Below are 14,677 nucleotides of genomic sequence, written 5' to 3' on the forward strand. Positions count from 1 at the left end.
GCAAGGATAGTCTTGCGCCACTCGACGCGAGGATGGTGGTAATGGATAAAAAAACGCAAAAACGTCTCTATGGCTGGTTGCGCAAGCAATCGAGTCACGGTCGCCGCTGGATCACGATATCCATCGCTTTTGGCCTTGGCCAGGGCATTCTGATGGTGGCGCAAGCCTGGCTGCTGGCGACCCTGTTGCACGGCTTTATCATCGAAGGCTCAACGCCTGAGCAATCCATCACGCTCTTTATTACCCTGCTGCTGGTGACGCTTGGCAAAGCGGCGCTGGCCTATGGCCGCGAAGTGGCCAGTTTCAAGGCGGGCAGCGCGGTGCGCCAGACCATCCGCCAGCTGGTGCTCACGCGCTTGGGTCGTCTCGGCCCTGCCTATATCCAGCGCCGTCCGGCCGGTAGCTGGGCCAGCCTGTTGCTGGAACAGATTGAAAACATGCAGGATTTCTTCTCCCGCTATCTGCCACAGATGGCCATCGCCGTCTTTATTCCGGTGGTGATTCTGGTGGCTGTATTCCCGGTCAACTGGGCGGCAGGTCTGATCCTGCTGGGCACTGCGCCCCTCATCCCCATCTTTATGATCCTGGTGGGTGTGGGCGCCGCCGATGCCAACCGCCGCAATTTTCAGGCGCTGGCCCGTCTCTCCGGCCATTTCCTCGATCGCCTGAAGGGGCTGCGTACCCTGCAACTCTTTATGCGTACCCAGGCAGAAGGTGACGCCATTCGCGACGCCTCGGAAGATTTTCGCGAGCGCACCATGGAAGTGCTGCGCCTGGCGTTTTTGAGCACCGCCGTGCTGGAGTTCTTCGCCGCTATTTCAGTGGCGCTGGTCGCCGTCTACTTCGGCTTCTCTTATATCGACCATCTGAACTTTGGTAGCTATGGGGTCAAGGTCACCCTCTTTACCGGCCTGTTCGTGCTGTTTCTCGCCCCCGAGTTCTACGCCCCGCTGCGGGAACTGGGTGCCCACTACCACGCCAAAGCGCAGGCTATCGGCGCTGCCGAGCAGCTGCTGGAATTCCTCGAAGCCGAGGTGAGCGAACCGGCTGCAGGCACGGCGCCGTTCCATGCCGACAGCCCGGTCAAGGTAGAAGCCAAAGGACTTGAAGTGCTGAGCGCCGAAGGCAAGGTGCTGGTCGGCCCTATCGATTTCACCCTGGAAGCCGGTTCGCGCACAGCCCTCATCGGCGTCAGCGGCGCAGGCAAGAGCTCGCTGGTCAATGCCCTGCTCGGCTTTGCGCCCTATAGCGGTGAGCTCAAGGTCAACGGGCAGGAGCTTGCCACCCTCGACATGAGCCAGTGGCGCCTGCAACTGGGCTGGCTCTCGCAAAACCCGCAGCTGTTCCACACTTCCTTGCGTGACAACCTGCTGCTGGCCAAACCAACGGCCAGCGATGCCGAGCTGGAAGATGCCCTGAAACGGGCGCAGGCGTGGGAATTTGCGATGGAGAAGGGGCTCGACTATCCGGTCGGCGATCAGGCAGGCGGCCTCTCGGTCGGTCAGGCCCAGCGCCTCGCCCTGGCGCGAACCCTGCTCAAATCAACCCAGCTGATGGTGCTCGATGAACCGACCGCCAGTCTGGATCGCCACTCCGAACGCGCCATCATGACCACCATTGAGCAGGCGATGGCTGGCCAGACCCTGCTGATGATCACCCACCGCCTCGACCAGCTTACCAAGATGGACAAGATAATGGTGCTGGCCCGCGGCCAGCTGGTGGAGCAAGGCAGCTTCCAGCAACTTAGTTCTGGGCAGGGGCATTTTGCCCGCCTGCTCTCCCAACGTTCCGGAGGTTCTCTCGATGAGTGATCTGTTGCCATTTCTGCGCCTCTATCGCCAACACTGGCTCAGCCTCACCATTGGTTTGCTGCTGGCGCTGGTGACCCTGGCCGCCGGCATGGGGCTGCTCTCCCTCTCCGGCTGGTTCCTCTCCGCCGCCGCCGTGGCGGGGATGACAGTTGCGACGACCCATGCCTTTAACTACATGACCCCCGCCGGCGGGGTGCGCTTCTTCTCCATCGTCCGTACCGCCGGTCGCTGGGGTGAGCGGGTCGTGAGCCACGACGCCACCTTCAGGGTACTGACCCGACTGCGGGTCTGGTTCTGGCAGAAACTCTCGCCGCTCTCCACCGGTACCCTGGCCGGTTTCCGTCAGGCGGATCTGCTCAACCGACTGGTAGCCGACATCGATGCGATGGACCACGTCTATCTGCGGCTGATCACCCCCATAGGCGCGGCCCTGCTCAGCACCGCCGGACTGGTCTTCTTCCTGTCGTTTTTCGACAGCCGTCTCGCCCTCACCCTGGGTGCCATTCTGCTGTTTGGCATGATCGCCCTGCCGCTGGTGTTCTACTTCCTCGGCCGTCGCCCCGGTCAGGCGCTGATTGCCGAAAAATCGACCCTGCGTACCCGGATGGTGGACTATCTGGATGGTCAGGCCGAGCTGCAGATGTTTGCCGCCGCCCCCAAGGCGCTGGTTGAGCTGCAACAAGCCGAACAGGCGCTGCTCGTCGCGCAGGCCCGGATGGCCAAGGTAAGCGGGCTGGCCAACTTCTCGGTGCAACTGCTGAGCGGCTGGACCCTGACCCTGATGCTCTGGCTGGCCGGTCATGGGGTAGCGGGTGCGGCGCCCGACCCCATAACCGCACTGATGGTCTTTGCCACCCTGGCAAGCTTCGAGGCACTGATGCCGCTGGCTGGGGCTTTCCAGCACCTCTCCACCAGCCTCACCTCGGCACGCCGCCTGAACGAGATCCTGCAAGAGGCAAAAGCCCCCGTGTGGGGCGACGAGCAGACCCATGCCACCGCTGGCGCGCTGCAGATCAATGACCTCTATTTTGGCTACCCCGGCAATCCCCAGCCGGTGCTGCGTGGCTGCACCTTGCAGCTGCACGCCGGTGAGAAGATGGCGCTGCTGGGCCAGACCGGCTGCGGCAAATCGACCCTGATGGGGCTGCTGACCCGTGAGTGGAGCCCGCAGGCTGGCAAGATCCTTCTCGATGGCAAGCCGCTCACCGACTATAGCGAAGGGGCGCTGCGCGCCTCCATCTCGGTGGTGAGCCAGCGGGTGCACCTGTTTGCCGATACCCTGCGGGGCAACCTCAAGCTGGCCGCCCCGACCGCCACTGACGAGCAGTTGATTGCGGTACTGACCCAGGTCGGACTGGCCAATCTGCTGGAAGATGAGGCGGGCCTCGACGCCTGGCTCGGTGACGGCGGCCGCCCCCTCTCCGGTGGTGAGCGTCGCCGTATCGGTATCGCCCGCGCCCTGCTGCACGATGCGCCGCTCTGGCTGCTGGACGAACCGACCGAAGGGCTCGACAGTCAGACCGAACGGGAGATCATGGATCTGTTGTTCAAGCTCGGGGCAGATCGCACCTTGCTGCTCATCTCCCACCGCCTGCTGGGGATGGAGCAGATGGACCGGATTGCCCTGATGGAAGAGGGACAGATCCGCCTCTGCGCCCCTCACAACGAGCTGCTGGCAGATGATTACTACCGCAGCCTCTATCAGCGACTGGCTCCGGTTTGATATCAGGCTGATGGGGGTCACACCCTGACAACAGGGCGCAAAACGGGGCTGGTCGCCGCAGGCGGCTGGCCCCTATAATGTCCCCCTCATTATTCAACAAGATGCCGACATGGAGCGCCTGCGCATTTCTACTGTCCTCATCACCGACACAAGATACGAGACGATGAAACGCCTGATCCTGATGATGCCCCTGATTGCCTCCGGCTGTGCCAACTACGCCTTCAACAGCAATCTGGATAAAGAGAACTTCGACGAATACTTCAAACCCGGTAGCGTGCGCATCTATGAACAGGATGAGCTGGCTGACCTCAACTACCTCTACCTCGGCACCATCGAGGGGGAATCCTGCCAGTCCGATGCCAACCAGCCGGTGCCCAACGCCGGTGAAGCGCGCACCCTGGCCCGCCGCCGCGCGGCCGACATGGGCGGCAACGGCGTCACCATCGATAAATGCGCCGAGTTCAGCGACACCCCGGGCTGCCTGAAACAGGTGATCTGCTACGGGCAGGCGCTGAAAGTGGCCGAAGAGAAGTAACCCGCTGTCATGGCCCTCGCTATCGTTCGTCTTGGCAGCCCGCGCCTGCCCGATGAGGGGCTGCGGATCGGCACGGTGCGCCGCCCACCCCGCGGCGTACCCAAGAGCGAATTTACCAGCCAGCATTGGTACGATGTCTGGTTCCCCAATCTGGCCCCCAGCAGCGAGACCATGAAGCTGGGGCAGGCAGCCGAGACACCCGCCCAATGGGCGGCGTTTGGCAAACAGTACAAGGCCGAGATGGCGCAACCTGCCGCTAGGCACGATCTGGCGCTGCTGGCCACCCTCTCTCATACCACCAACCTCTCGGTCGGTTGCTACTGCGAGCAGGAGTCCCGCTGCCATCGCGCTATCTTGAAAGAGCTGCTGATAGCCGCAGGCGCCGCCATCCGCTAACTCGGTGAGCGACAGCGATGTGATGGGGAATCGCGTCAGCCTCTATTCGGCAACCATCAGGCATGGATAGACAGAGAGGGCATCCCGCGGGATGTCCTCTCTCGTTGTGTTCGCGCTAGCGCAGCAATTTTCCGCAGCAGCGGCTCGATGCACCCTCTCCTATTGCAGACTGGGCTCCAGCAACTGCTGACGCAGCGAAGTCTCCTCGGCCTGAGTCATGGCATGTTCCGCCACCCCGGCGGCAGGCTCGATGGCAAGCCAGTGGGCAAGGTCGGCGGCAGTCTCCTCCAGCGGCCGAAAGTTCAACCCCTTAACGATGGCCGCCTCGGCACTTATAGAGCCGTAACCGGCAAATTCCGCCTGCGCGCAGGGCAAGAGGGTGGGATAGCTCTGCCAGGGCTCGATACCGGCTGCCATTAGGGTGGGCCAAGGCTGCCACTCGGGCTGAATGGGTCTGGCGGGCTGCAACCGGGCGCTCAGCCGCTCCAGCCAGTCACTCAAGGTAATGCCGGGTTTGAGCAGGTTGAAGATGCCCGATAGCTGCTGCTCGGCCGCGCGCAACACAAACTCGGCGCAGTCGCGCACATCGAGATACTGCAAGCGATCCTCGCCACTGCCCGGCAGCAACCAGGGCCCGCCCTGCTGCACCCGCTTAATCCACCAGGCCATGCGCCCGGTAGGATCATGGGGGCCGCACAACACGCCCGGGCGCAGGATGCAGAGCCGCCCGTCCCAGCGGGCGCGATACTCCTGCTCGCACAACACCTTGAGGGGGCCATAGTCAGTGGGCATTTCCCCTTCGGGGATAGCATGAAGCGGCGCCGACTCATTCATCCCGGGCATTGAGAAATCACGATAGACGCTGATGGTGGAGATAAAAATCAGCCGCGCGCAGCGCCCGCGCAAAGCCGCCGAGAGGCTCGCCGCCTGCTCGGGGCGATAGCAGCAGGTATCGATGACGAGGTCCCACTGCAACCCGGCCCCTTGCAGGGCGCTCAGGCTCTTGTCCCTGTCGCCGGTGAGCTGCACCAGATCGCGCCAGTCCGGATGCTGGTGCAGGCCACGGTTGAACAGGGTCACTTCATGGCCCCAATCCAGCGCGAGCGCGGTGAGGTGGCGCCCCAAAAAGCCGGTGCCACCGATAATCAGCAGTTTCATCCCTCTCCCTCTCCCTCCCCCTTCGGCGCGAGTGCGCACATTTCATCCTGACACGCCAGTTGCCTTCACCCTACGCAACTTGGCGCGCGGGCACAGCCCCCGACTGGCCGGGATGGGACAGGGATCACGGCAGCGCCGCAGAAATAGGCGTAATAAGGCCGAACCTGCGTTTTGGGGCCGCCTGTGCTAAATTGCCGGGGTTTTCAGTCAGGATCCGCCATGAAGTTCGAAATCGACACCCTCGGGATCATCCGCTCTCCCTACAAGGAGAAGTTCGCCATCCCCCGCCAGCCCGGACTGGTCAAATCGGCCCGCGCCCGCCTCGAGCTGCTCCCCCCTTACGATCAGCCGGATGTGCTGCGCGGCATCGAGCAGTTCTCCCATCTGTGGCTCAGCTTCGTGTTTCATCAGACCATGGCGCAGGGCTGGCACCCGACGGTGCGCCCGCCGCGCCTTGGCGGCAACGAGCGGGTCGGCGTCTTTGCCACTCGCTCCACCTTCCGCCCCAATCCGCTTGGGCTCTCGGTGGTCGAGCTGCACGGGATCGGCCGTGAGCGGGGCAAGCTGTGGCTGGAGCTGGGGGCGGTGGATCTGCTCGATGGCACCCCCATCGTCGATATCAAACCCTATATTCCCTATGCCGACAGCCTGCCGGATGCCCGTGGTGGTTTTGCCCCCGACGCCCCCACCCCGCCGCTGGCGGTGAGCTTCAGTGCCGAGGCCGAGCAGCAGTTGCAACCCTGGCTCAAGGCTCACCCCGAGCTGCGCCAGCTGGTGAGCGAAGTGCTGGCGCAAGATCCGCGCCCGGCCTACAAGAAGGGCAAGCCCGATGAGAAGGAGTACGGGGTGCGGCTGTTTGACTGCAACGTCCGTTTTCGCATCAGCGAGCCGGATTGCGTGGTGCTGGCCATCGAGCCCGCCTGAACCTTGGCGGGCCGACATCACGGATGCTATTTCACGCCTTCTTCACGTCACAAGGGGCTTAATGAGCCTGTAAATTGTGTGGCATTGATCAGACTATCTACCCGGTTACCAGTGATACCATGCAGACAGCAGAGGGCATCTCCTCTCTGACTGAGGCCAGCCGCAGGCTGCCGGTTGATGGTAAGCATGGCAGCTCGGCTGTTGCAGCCAAAGGATCTGGCCTCGCTCCGACACGTTTGAGTGCGGGGATGCCACACGGATGTGACAGCACTTCGAAGGAACAAACCTATGCTGATGAACAGTGAACAACGTTATGGCACCCTGAATATCGGGCTGCACTGGCTGACCCTGTGGGCCATGATCGCCGTCTACGCCCTGATCGAATTTCGCGATATCTTCCCCAAGGGGGACCCTGGCCGGGATCTGATGAAGGAGTGGCACTTTATGCTGGGGCTGCTTATCTTCGCCCTGGTGTTTGTCAGACTGGCCCTGCGCTGGATGAGCCCGACGCCGCGCATCGTGCCCGAGCTCTCCCCAGTCATGCACAAGCTGGCAAAACTGGCCCACCTCGCCCTCTACGGTTTTCTTATTCTCACCCCGCTGTTTGGCTGGCTGCTGCTGAGCGCCGCGGGCAAGCCCATCCCCTTCTTCGGGCTTGAGCTGCCTGCCCTGCTCTCCCCAAGTCCGGACCTCAAGGGGCTGATCAAGGAGGTACACGAGACGCTGGGCAATATCGGTTACGCCCTGATCGGCCTGCACACGGTGGCGGCCCTCTATCACCACCATATTCTCAAAGACAACACCCTCACCAATATGCTGCCGCCACGCCGCAGCTAACAAGCAGCAGAACAAAAACAGAAGGGGCACACATTGCCCCTTCTGTTTTTTGAACGCGACAAGACCGGTGTCTCTGAAGCGGCCCACTGCTCAGGCCTCTGACAGGTCTCTACAAGCAGAACGCCTTATGATTCAGTCCCGATACAGGAGCTGCACGATAGGATTCGAATTGACTCAAAGCGACATACACTTTCTAATTGACAGTCTGGACCCCTATGACCGTTCACATCATGAAAATTCTGTTGGTCGAAGACGACAAGCTGCTCAATCACCACCTCTCCTCTCTGCTGACCGAAGCCAACAATCAGGTATACAGCACCGATCAGGCCGGAATTGCGTTGCACTATGCCGCCGACTACCCCATTGATGTGGCGATCATCGATCTCGGTCTGCCCGATATGGATGGCTTGCAGTTGATCCGCCAACTGCGCGAACGGCAGATCCCCTTCCCCATCATTGTGCTGACCGCCCGTGGCAACTGGCAGGACAAGGTCGAAGGACTGGAGGCGGGGGCTGATGACTATCTGGTCAAACCGTTCCAGAAAGATGAGTTGCTGGCCCGCCTCAATGCCTTGATGCGCCGCAGCGCCGGCTTTATCTCCCCCAGAGTGAAGGCCGGTGATTACGAGCTGGATCTCTCCCGCAAGGAGCTGACCATCGACGGTGAAGTGGCAGTGCTCACCAGCTTTGAATACCTGATTCTGGAGTACCTGATGCGCAACGCCCGTCAGGTGGTCTCCAAGCAGCAGTTACTCGACCAGCTCTACGGCGATGGAGAGGGGGATCCCAACACCATAGAGGTGATGGTGAGCCGCCTGCGCAAAAAGCTGGATCCGGAAGGGACGATTCAACCCATCTCGACCATCCGTCGTCAGGGCTACATCTTCAACCTCTCCTGTAGCTGATGCAGTTTCATCTGCCACGTCCCATCAGGATGCTCCGCAGCTCTCTGCACATCAAACTGCTGCTCAGTTCGCTGCTGGTCATCGCACTGAGCATGGGGTTCGCCGTCTATGCTCTCTACCTCGGCCACATGGAGGAGCAGAGCCAGAAGGCGAGCGCCGGCATGCAGGAGAACCTGGCCAAGATGTTCTCCTCTACCAAGCCAGTCAACAGCGAAGCCACCGAGATCGGACGCATTTCCCGCCAGGTCAGTAACAGCAATCTCGATACGCTGATCTGTCGTGCCGATGGCGAGCTGATTTGGTCGAGCCTCCATATGCCGGAGGTGATCAAGGCCAAACAGACCATCTGTCGGGACCTGATGAAGTATCTGGGGGGAATGGATCTCGACTACTTCTTCAAGAAGCACACCATCAAGAACGGCGAGAGCTACTTCGTCTACAGCCTGCGTTTTACCCGCAATCCCGGCAGCGGCACCACAGCCTACTACGTGGTGATGATTGACTCGGCCAAACGCTATCACGAAGAGTCCCGCGCCTACCTCTACCAGACGGCCAAACAGGCGTTGCTCGCCTATCTGCTGCTGGCCGGGCTGCTGCTGCTCACCACCTTCTGGAGCCTCCGCTCCCTGCGCACTATCGCCAATCAGCTCGACGACATCCGGGCAGGCAAGCGGGATGCTATCGCCCATGATTTTGAACGGGAGTTGGCCCCGCTGACCGACTCCATCAACCAGTTGCTGGAGAACGAACGCCAGCAGACCCAGCGCTACCAGCATGCCCTCAACGATCTCGCTCACAGCCTGAAAACACGGCTGGCGCTGATCCAGATCACCACCCGCGAAATGAAGCTGGGGAGGGAGATCCACGACAACATCAATGAACAGATCCTCACCATGGATCAGATGATCCAGTACCAACTCAGACGAGCCGTCACCGGTCGCCAGCGCCTCGCCAGCAAGGGCACCGAGCCGGTACCGCTCATCGAGAAGCTGCTGGCCAGTCTGGCCAAGGTCTATCGCCACAAGAAGCTGCAGACCCACTTCCAGTTCGATGATGATGCCCTCTTCCACGGCGAACAGGGCGATCTGATGGAACTGATGGGCAACCTGCTCGACAACGCCTGCAAATTTGCCATCAGCGAAGTGAAGGTGACGGTACGCCGCCATCTCGATCGGTTACGCATCGAGGTAGAAGATGATGGCCCGGGCATCGATCCGGCCAAATCGGAGCAGATCTTTCAGCGTGGCGTGCGCGCTGACAGCTCGCCCGGCCAGGGCATCGGTCTGGCTGTCGTGACCGAGATCGTTCACAGCTACGGCGGCCAGATCCGGGTCGATGAATCTCCCCTCGGCGGTGCCCGCTTTACCCTGGATCTTCCCTGACACCGGATGGGCAAGGCCACGAGCCCTGCCAACCGCTCCATCGCCCTCCCCGGGGTTAAAAAATCCTGCCTGGCACCACCCAATTCAGCAATATGCTATCGAGATGCTTGAGATGTGAGGCATCTCGGTTAAGCTATGGCCGACTCGTTTGTTAACCATTTGATGGATCTTTAATCGCACTATGGAAAACATGTTTGAAAGATTGATGTACGCATCCCGCTGGATCATGGCCCCCATCTATCTTGGGCTCAGCCTCATACTGCTGGCACTGGGGGTGAAATTCTTTCAGGAGATCCTCCATATCCTGCCCAACATACTGGAGATGAAAGAGGTGGATCTGGTGCTGGTCACACTGTCGCTGATCGATATCACCCTGGTAGGGGGACTTATCGTGATGGTGATGTTTTCCGGCTATGAGAACTTCGTCTCGCGCCTCGATGTAGGGGATGAGAGCGACAAACTGGTGTGGCTCGGCAAGCTCGATGCCGGCTCCCTGAAAAACAAGGTCGCCGCCTCCATTGTCGCCATCTCCTCCATTCACCTGCTCAAGGTGTTTATGAATGCCGAAAACCTCCCCAACGACAAGATCAAGTGGTACCTGCTGATCCACATCACCTTTGTCCTCTCGGCCTTCGCCATGGGCTACCTCGACAAGCTGACCCGCAAATAGAAGTCAGCCTGTAATAGACGCTATGCCCGATAACGCAATCCGGATCGGGCATAGCGGTCGCCCCGAGCTGGGGATGGATTGGCAACGGGGATAAGCAAGTCACCAACATAGATGGCCGCCCGCCTTGGCCGGTATTGTGGCCGCCTTGAATGCCATGGCGGCATTCTCTACAATGACCCACTTTTTATTCATTTCGGGTTATATCGATGAGCGATACCAGCACCAAACCGGCTCTGCCGGATCACCTCTCCTGCAATCCCCGCAGCCCTCACTATGTGGCAGCCTGCTTCGAGCACCCGATCGGTATTCGCCTGAACGGCAAAGAGCGCACCGATGTCGAGGAGTACTGCATCAGTGAAGGCTGGGTGAAGATCCCCTCCCCCAAGGCGCTGGATCGCCGTGGTCAACCCATCCTGATCAAACTCAAGGGCACCGTCGAAGCCTATTACAGCTAATCGCGGCAACCCGCTTCGGGTAAAACAGAAGGCCACCCTCGCGGTGGCCTTCTGTTTTTCGGCATTTGTGCTGGCATCTGCGCTCGCATCGTCGCCAGCACCAGACCATATTTCTCGCCGGGCAGCCCTTATACCCCCAACCGATCGCGTAAGGTGTACCAGGCGGCGCCCGCGGCGGTGAAGGGAATGCGGAACAGGCGACCGCCCGGGAAGGGGTAGTGCGGCAGCTTGGCAAAGGCATCGAAGCGCTCCGCCTGACCGCTCAGCACCTCGGATAGCAGCTTGCCCGCCAGATGGGTACAGGTGACACCGTGGCCGCTGTAGCCCTGCATGTAGTAGATGTTGGGGCCGATGCGACCAAACTGTGGCAGCCTCGACAGGGTGAGCAGGAAATTGCCTGTCCAGGTGTACTCCACCTTGACGTCTTTAAGCTGGGGGAAGGTCTTGAGCATCTTGGGGATGATCAGCCGCTCGATATCTGCCGGATCCCGTGCGCCATAGACCACGCCGCCGCCATAGATCAGCCGGTGATCGGCGCTGGTGCGGTAGTAGTCGAGCAGGTAGTTGCAATCCTCCAGGCAGTAATTCTGCGGCAGCAGCTCGCGGGCCCGCTCCTCCCCCAGCACCTCGGTGGCGATCACCTGGGTGCCGCAAGGCATGCTCTTGCCGGCAAGCTCGGGCACCAGATTGCCGAGGTAGGCGTTACCGGCCACCACTATGTAGCGCGCCTTCACCGCTCCTTTGGCGGTCTTGACCAGAGCAGGCTGGCCCGGGGTGATGCTGGTAACGGCAGACTGCTCGAAGATCTGCCCACCCTGCATGCGGATCGCTTCAGCCTCGCCGAGAGCCAGATTGAGGGGGTGAATATGGCCGCCGCTCTTGTCGAGCAGGGCGCCGACGTAGCGATCGCTCGCCACCACTTCGCGCACGCCTCTGGCATCGAGCAGCTCCAGCTTGTCGTTGCCCCACTTCTGCCAGCGCGCCTGCTGCGCCTTGAGCTCGTGGAACTGTTTCTCGGTCTCGGCGGCAAAGACGCCCCCCTCCTGCAGATCGCACTGGATGTTGTAGCGTTTGATCCGCTCGCGGATGATCTGCCCCCCCTCAAACAGCATGGAACCGAGCAGCCTGGCCTGATCCGGCGGGCAGTTCGCTTCTATGGTGTCAATGTCGCGGCTGTAGGAGTTGACTATTTGGCCGCCGTTGCGGCCGCTGGCGCCAAAACCGACCCGGGCTGCCTCCAGTACCACCACCTTGTAGCCCTTCTCCACCAGATGCAGGGCACTGGAGAGGCCGGTATACCCCGCCCCGATGACGCAGACATCGCACTCCAGCTGCTCGGTCAGTGTCGGGTAGGGCGCGTGTTTATTGGCGCTGGCTGCGTAGTAACTGTTTACATGTTCGGTCATGATCCTGTTTCCTTACCGGTTTGGTTGGCAAACCCTATTCCAAGATTAAAAACTGGCCGGGGTATGGGCACTGACGATGCGACAGGTCTCCCCCGACGGATTGCTGAAGCTGTGGGGTTCGCCAGTGTCGATCACATAGCTGTCACCCGCCTCCAGCTGATAACTCTCTCCTGCCACGGTCAGGATCACCGAACCCTCCAGCACAGTGCCCACCTCTTCTCCCTGGTGGGTCACCTGACCACCGGTGTCGGTGCCCGGGGGGTAGGTCTCCAGCATAAAGCCGAGCTGGCGGCGGTTGTTGCCGTTGTGCACCAGCTTCATCGAGACCCCCTGACTGCCCAGCTCGATCAACTGATCACCCTTGATCACCACCTGCGGCGGGCGACTCAGCTCCTCTTCGGCAAAAAAGCGTGACAATGGCAAGCCATATACGGTGAGCAGCTTTTGCAGCGAGGCGACCGAGGGGCTCACCTTATCCTGCTCGATCATGCAGATAGCACCGTGGGTCAGGCCGCTCAGCTCGGCCGCCCTCCGCTGGGAGAGCCCCAGTTGATGACGCACCGCCGCCAGCCGCTCCCCCATGCTCGCCTGCCGTGCAGCCCCCTGACCGAAGCGGGTACTGCTGCTCTGGGTTGGCGCCCCGCTCATGGCAGGCCTCCGCCATCGATTCCCTTGTCACGTTGGTACATTGGCCACCTCCCTGTTGCCACTGGTTAAAATAGCGGACCAGCCATGGCATCACTGTTTGCTATCTTACACAGCCTGGCGTTCATTATTTTGCACACCACTTATCGTGCGATACCCTGTTCATCTGGTTAAACTGCGCTACACAGCCCAATTTCTAGCATGCGACACACCAACAATTCAAATATATTTAACACTTGAAAAACATTTGCGCTCAATTTATGGTCTCTCTGTGCTTATTATTTTATACGGCAGCAGTACAGGATGAGCCGCATCATCGCCACCTTGCTGCCAGGTTTCATCATCGAGGCTTGCCATGTCCGCTACCAGTTCCAATCAAAGCTTGATCAAATCCCGTGCCTATATAGCTGGTCACTGGTGCGAGGCCGCCAGCGGCCGCACCTTCGAGGTGACCAATCCTGCCAGCGGGGCCGTCATTACCCAGGTGCCCGACATGGATGCCGAGGATACCCGCCGCGCCATCGCGGCCGCCCACGCGGCGCAACCCGCCTGGGCTGCGCTGACCGCCAAGGAGCGCAGCAACAAGCTCTACGCCTGGTTTGCCGCCATCACAACCCATAGCGACGAGCTGGCGCGCATCATGACCTGCGAGCAGGGCAAGCCGCTGGCAGAAGCCAAGGGCGAGGTGGCCTATGGCGCCAGCTTTATCCAGTGGTTCGCCGAGGAGGGCAAGCGCGCCTATGGCCGCACCATCCCGGGTTTTAGCGGCGATCGCCGGCTGGCCACCATCAAGCAGCCGGTCGGGGTAGTCGCCGCCATCACTCCGTGGAACTTCCCCATTGCCATGATCACCCGCAAGGCGGGCCCTGCGCTGGCAGCGGGTTGCACCATCGTCATCAAACCCGCCGCAGAAACGCCGCTCTGCGCGCTGGCGCTGGCGGTGTTGGCCGAGCAGGCGGGCATCCCCGCCGGTGTCATCAATATCGTCACCAGCCATCAGGCGAGCGCTGTGGGCAACGAGCTGTGCAGCAATCCGGTGGTGCGCAAGCTCTCCTTCACCGGCTCCACCCGCATCGGCAAGCTGCTGATGCGCCAGTGCGCCGACACCATGAAGAAGCTGTCGCTGGAGCTGGGCGGTAACGCCCCCTTTATCGTCTTTGACGACGCCGACCTCGACGCCGCCGTGGCCGGGGCACTCGCCTCCAAATACCGCAACGCCGGGCAAACCTGCGTCTGCGCCAACCGCATTCTGGTGCAGGCCAGTATCTATGACGCCTTCGCCGAGAAGCTGACCGCTGCCGTCAGAGCCTTCAAGGTGGGAGATGGCATGGCGGAAGGCACCCAGATCGGCCCGCTCATCAACCCCGCCGCCGCCAGCAAGGTAGCCGAGTTGGTGCAGCAATCAGTCGCCGCCGGTGCCGAAGTACTGCTGGGGGGCGAAGCACACCCCGCCGGCCCCCTCTTCTACCAACCCACCATTTTGGGCAAGGTGGATAAAACCAACCCCATCCTGCAGGAGGAGATCTTCGGCCCGGTCGCCCCGCTGGTGCGCTTCGAGACGGAAGCCGAAGCCATCGCGCTGGCTAACGATACCCCTTATGGGCTCGCCGCCTACTTCTATGGCCGCGATATCGCCCGTGTCTGGCGCGTCGCCGAGCAGCTTGAATACGGCATGGTCGGCATCAACGAGGGGATCATTTCAACTGAGCTGGCTCCCTTCGGCGGCATCAAGGAGTCAGGTCTGGGCCGGGAAGGGGCCGCCGAGGGGCTGGAGGAGTATCTGGAGACCAAATATCTCTGCTTTGGCGCCATTCGCTAGGGCAGTAAAAC

At 61.1% G+C, this 14,677-nt stretch carries 14 protein-coding genes; 11 read left to right on the plus strand and 3 right to left on the minus strand.

Annotated features, from left to right (window positions below; all coding sequences use genetic code 11):
* Positions 1 to 41 precede the first annotated feature (41 nt).
* From cydD to G5168_RS02905, 4 genes are all read left to right on the plus strand, one after another.
* Complete coding sequence (gene cydD, locus G5168_RS02890) at positions 42 to 1,811, plus strand: heme ABC transporter permease/ATP-binding protein CydD (protein ID WP_421251818.1); 1,770 nt, start codon at positions 42 to 44, stop codon at positions 1,809 to 1,811.
* Entirely contained in the window at positions 1,804 to 3,534 is a 1,731-nt protein-coding gene (cydC, locus tag G5168_RS02895) for a heme ABC transporter ATP-binding protein/permease CydC (RefSeq protein ID WP_204479786.1), read from the plus strand. The genes cydD and cydC overlap by 8 nt, the downstream gene beginning before the upstream one ends.
* 163 nt (positions 3,535 to 3,697) lie before the next feature.
* Positions 3,698 to 4,069 carry an Rcs stress response system protein RcsF gene (gene rcsF / locus G5168_RS02900; protein WP_158109736.1) on the plus strand — a complete coding sequence of 124 codons (372 nt, stop codon included), beginning with the start codon at positions 3,698 to 3,700 and terminating at the stop codon, positions 4,067 to 4,069.
* 9 nt (positions 4,070 to 4,078) lie between these two features.
* Positions 4,079 to 4,465 carry a DUF488 domain-containing protein gene (locus G5168_RS02905; RefSeq protein WP_421251819.1) on the plus strand — a complete coding sequence of 129 codons (387 nt, stop codon included), beginning with the start codon at positions 4,079 to 4,081 and terminating at the stop codon, positions 4,463 to 4,465.
* Positions 4,466 to 4,624: 159 nt separating this feature from the next.
* Here G5168_RS02905 and G5168_RS02910 read toward each other — a convergent pair whose 3' ends face one another.
* Positions 4,625 to 5,623: an NAD-dependent epimerase/dehydratase family protein gene (locus tag G5168_RS02910; RefSeq protein WP_421251820.1), complete on the minus strand. Its 999-nt coding sequence runs from the start codon at positions 5,621 to 5,623 to the stop codon at positions 4,625 to 4,627.
* 219 nt (positions 5,624 to 5,842) lie between these two features.
* Between G5168_RS02910 and tsaA the strand changes: the two genes are divergently transcribed.
* The 6 genes from tsaA (at position 5,843) to G5168_RS02940 (ending at position 10,796) form a co-directional block, all read left to right on the plus strand.
* Positions 5,843 to 6,547 (plus strand): tRNA (N6-threonylcarbamoyladenosine(37)-N6)-methyltransferase TrmO, encoded by a 705-nt coding sequence (gene tsaA / locus G5168_RS02915; RefSeq protein ID WP_019445624.1) that lies wholly within the window; start codon positions 5,843 to 5,845, stop codon positions 6,545 to 6,547.
* 288 nt (positions 6,548 to 6,835) lie between these two features.
* Positions 6,836 to 7,384 (plus strand): cytochrome b, encoded by a 549-nt coding sequence (locus G5168_RS02920; protein ID WP_064341216.1) that lies wholly within the window; start codon positions 6,836 to 6,838, stop codon positions 7,382 to 7,384.
* A gap of 230 nt (positions 7,385 to 7,614) precedes the next feature.
* Positions 7,615 to 8,289, plus strand: a complete 675-nt coding sequence (locus G5168_RS02925) for a response regulator (protein ID WP_216953181.1) — start codon at positions 7,615 to 7,617, stop codon at positions 8,287 to 8,289.
* Positions 8,289 to 9,671 (plus strand): ATP-binding protein, encoded by a 1,383-nt coding sequence (locus G5168_RS02930; RefSeq protein ID WP_216953180.1) that lies wholly within the window; start codon positions 8,289 to 8,291, stop codon positions 9,669 to 9,671. Before G5168_RS02925 ends, G5168_RS02930 begins: the two co-directional genes overlap by 1 nt.
* A 181-nt stretch (positions 9,672 to 9,852) precedes the next feature.
* A complete protein-coding gene (locus G5168_RS02935; RefSeq protein WP_040065876.1) occupies positions 9,853 to 10,341 on the plus strand; it encodes a TIGR00645 family protein in 489 nt (162 codons plus the stop codon).
* Between the two features lie 206 nt (positions 10,342 to 10,547).
* On the plus strand, positions 10,548 to 10,796 hold the full coding sequence (locus G5168_RS02940) for a DUF3297 family protein (RefSeq protein ID WP_005347440.1): 249 nt from the start codon (positions 10,548 to 10,550) through the stop codon (positions 10,794 to 10,796).
* 128 nt (positions 10,797 to 10,924) lie between these two features.
* Here the strand turns inward: G5168_RS02940 and G5168_RS02945 are convergent, their stop codons facing one another.
* Positions 10,925 to 12,202 (minus strand): NAD(P)/FAD-dependent oxidoreductase, encoded by a 1,278-nt coding sequence (locus G5168_RS02945; protein ID WP_216953179.1) that lies wholly within the window; start codon positions 12,200 to 12,202, stop codon positions 10,925 to 10,927.
* A gap of 45 nt (positions 12,203 to 12,247) precedes the next feature.
* Complete coding sequence (gene puuR, locus G5168_RS02950) at positions 12,248 to 12,784, minus strand: HTH-type transcriptional regulator PuuR (RefSeq protein WP_337072501.1); 537 nt, start codon at positions 12,782 to 12,784, stop codon at positions 12,248 to 12,250.
* Positions 12,785 to 13,202: 418 nt separating this feature from the next.
* Here puuR and G5168_RS02955 point away from each other — a divergent pair, with 418 nt between their 5' ends.
* On the plus strand, positions 13,203 to 14,666 hold the full coding sequence (locus tag G5168_RS02955; protein WP_216953177.1) for an NAD-dependent succinate-semialdehyde dehydrogenase: 1,464 nt from the start codon (positions 13,203 to 13,205) through the stop codon (positions 14,664 to 14,666).
* Positions 14,667 to 14,677: the final 11 nt, after the last annotated feature.

The sequence above is a fragment of the Aeromonas sp. 600724 genome (assembly GCF_049175135.1).
In the GTDB taxonomy this organism is placed as follows: Bacteria; Pseudomonadota; Gammaproteobacteria; order Enterobacterales; family Aeromonadaceae; genus Aeromonas; species Aeromonas veronii_A.

Excerpts from the sequence above, each read along its gene's own strand:
- G5168_RS02910 (WP_421251820.1), bottom strand. The coding sequence starts at position 5,623 with ATGAAACTGCTGATTATCGGTGGCACCGGCTTTTTGGGGCGCCACCTC.
- G5168_RS02905 (WP_421251819.1), top strand. The coding sequence starts at position 4,079 with ATGGCCCTCGCTATCGTTCGTCTTGGCAGCCCGCGCCTGCCCGATGAG.
- rcsF (WP_158109736.1), top strand. The coding sequence starts at position 3,698 with ATGAAACGCCTGATCCTGATGATGCCCCTGATTGCCTCCGGCTGTGCC.
- G5168_RS02930 (WP_216953180.1), top strand. The coding sequence starts at position 8,289 with ATGCAGTTTCATCTGCCACGTCCCATCAGGATGCTCCGCAGCTCTCTG.
- cydC (WP_204479786.1), top strand. The coding sequence starts at position 1,804 with ATGAGTGATCTGTTGCCATTTCTGCGCCTCTATCGCCAACACTGGCTC.
- G5168_RS02935 (WP_040065876.1), top strand. The coding sequence starts at position 9,853 with ATGGAAAACATGTTTGAAAGATTGATGTACGCATCCCGCTGGATCATG.
- G5168_RS02940 (WP_005347440.1), top strand. The coding sequence starts at position 10,548 with ATGAGCGATACCAGCACCAAACCGGCTCTGCCGGATCACCTCTCCTGC.
- G5168_RS02925 (WP_216953181.1), top strand. The coding sequence starts at position 7,615 with ATGAAAATTCTGTTGGTCGAAGACGACAAGCTGCTCAATCACCACCTC.
- G5168_RS02955 (WP_216953177.1), top strand. The coding sequence starts at position 13,203 with ATGTCCGCTACCAGTTCCAATCAAAGCTTGATCAAATCCCGTGCCTAT.
- G5168_RS02945 (WP_216953179.1), bottom strand. The coding sequence starts at position 12,202 with ATGACCGAACATGTAAACAGTTACTACGCAGCCAGCGCCAATAAACAC.
- tsaA (WP_019445624.1), top strand. The coding sequence starts at position 5,843 with ATGAAGTTCGAAATCGACACCCTCGGGATCATCCGCTCTCCCTACAAG.
- cydD (WP_421251818.1), top strand. The coding sequence starts at position 42 with ATGGATAAAAAAACGCAAAAACGTCTCTATGGCTGGTTGCGCAAGCAA.
- puuR (WP_337072501.1), bottom strand. The coding sequence starts at position 12,784 with ATGGGGGAGCGGCTGGCGGCGGTGCGTCATCAACTGGGGCTCTCCCAG.
- G5168_RS02920 (WP_064341216.1), top strand. The coding sequence starts at position 6,836 with ATGCTGATGAACAGTGAACAACGTTATGGCACCCTGAATATCGGGCTG.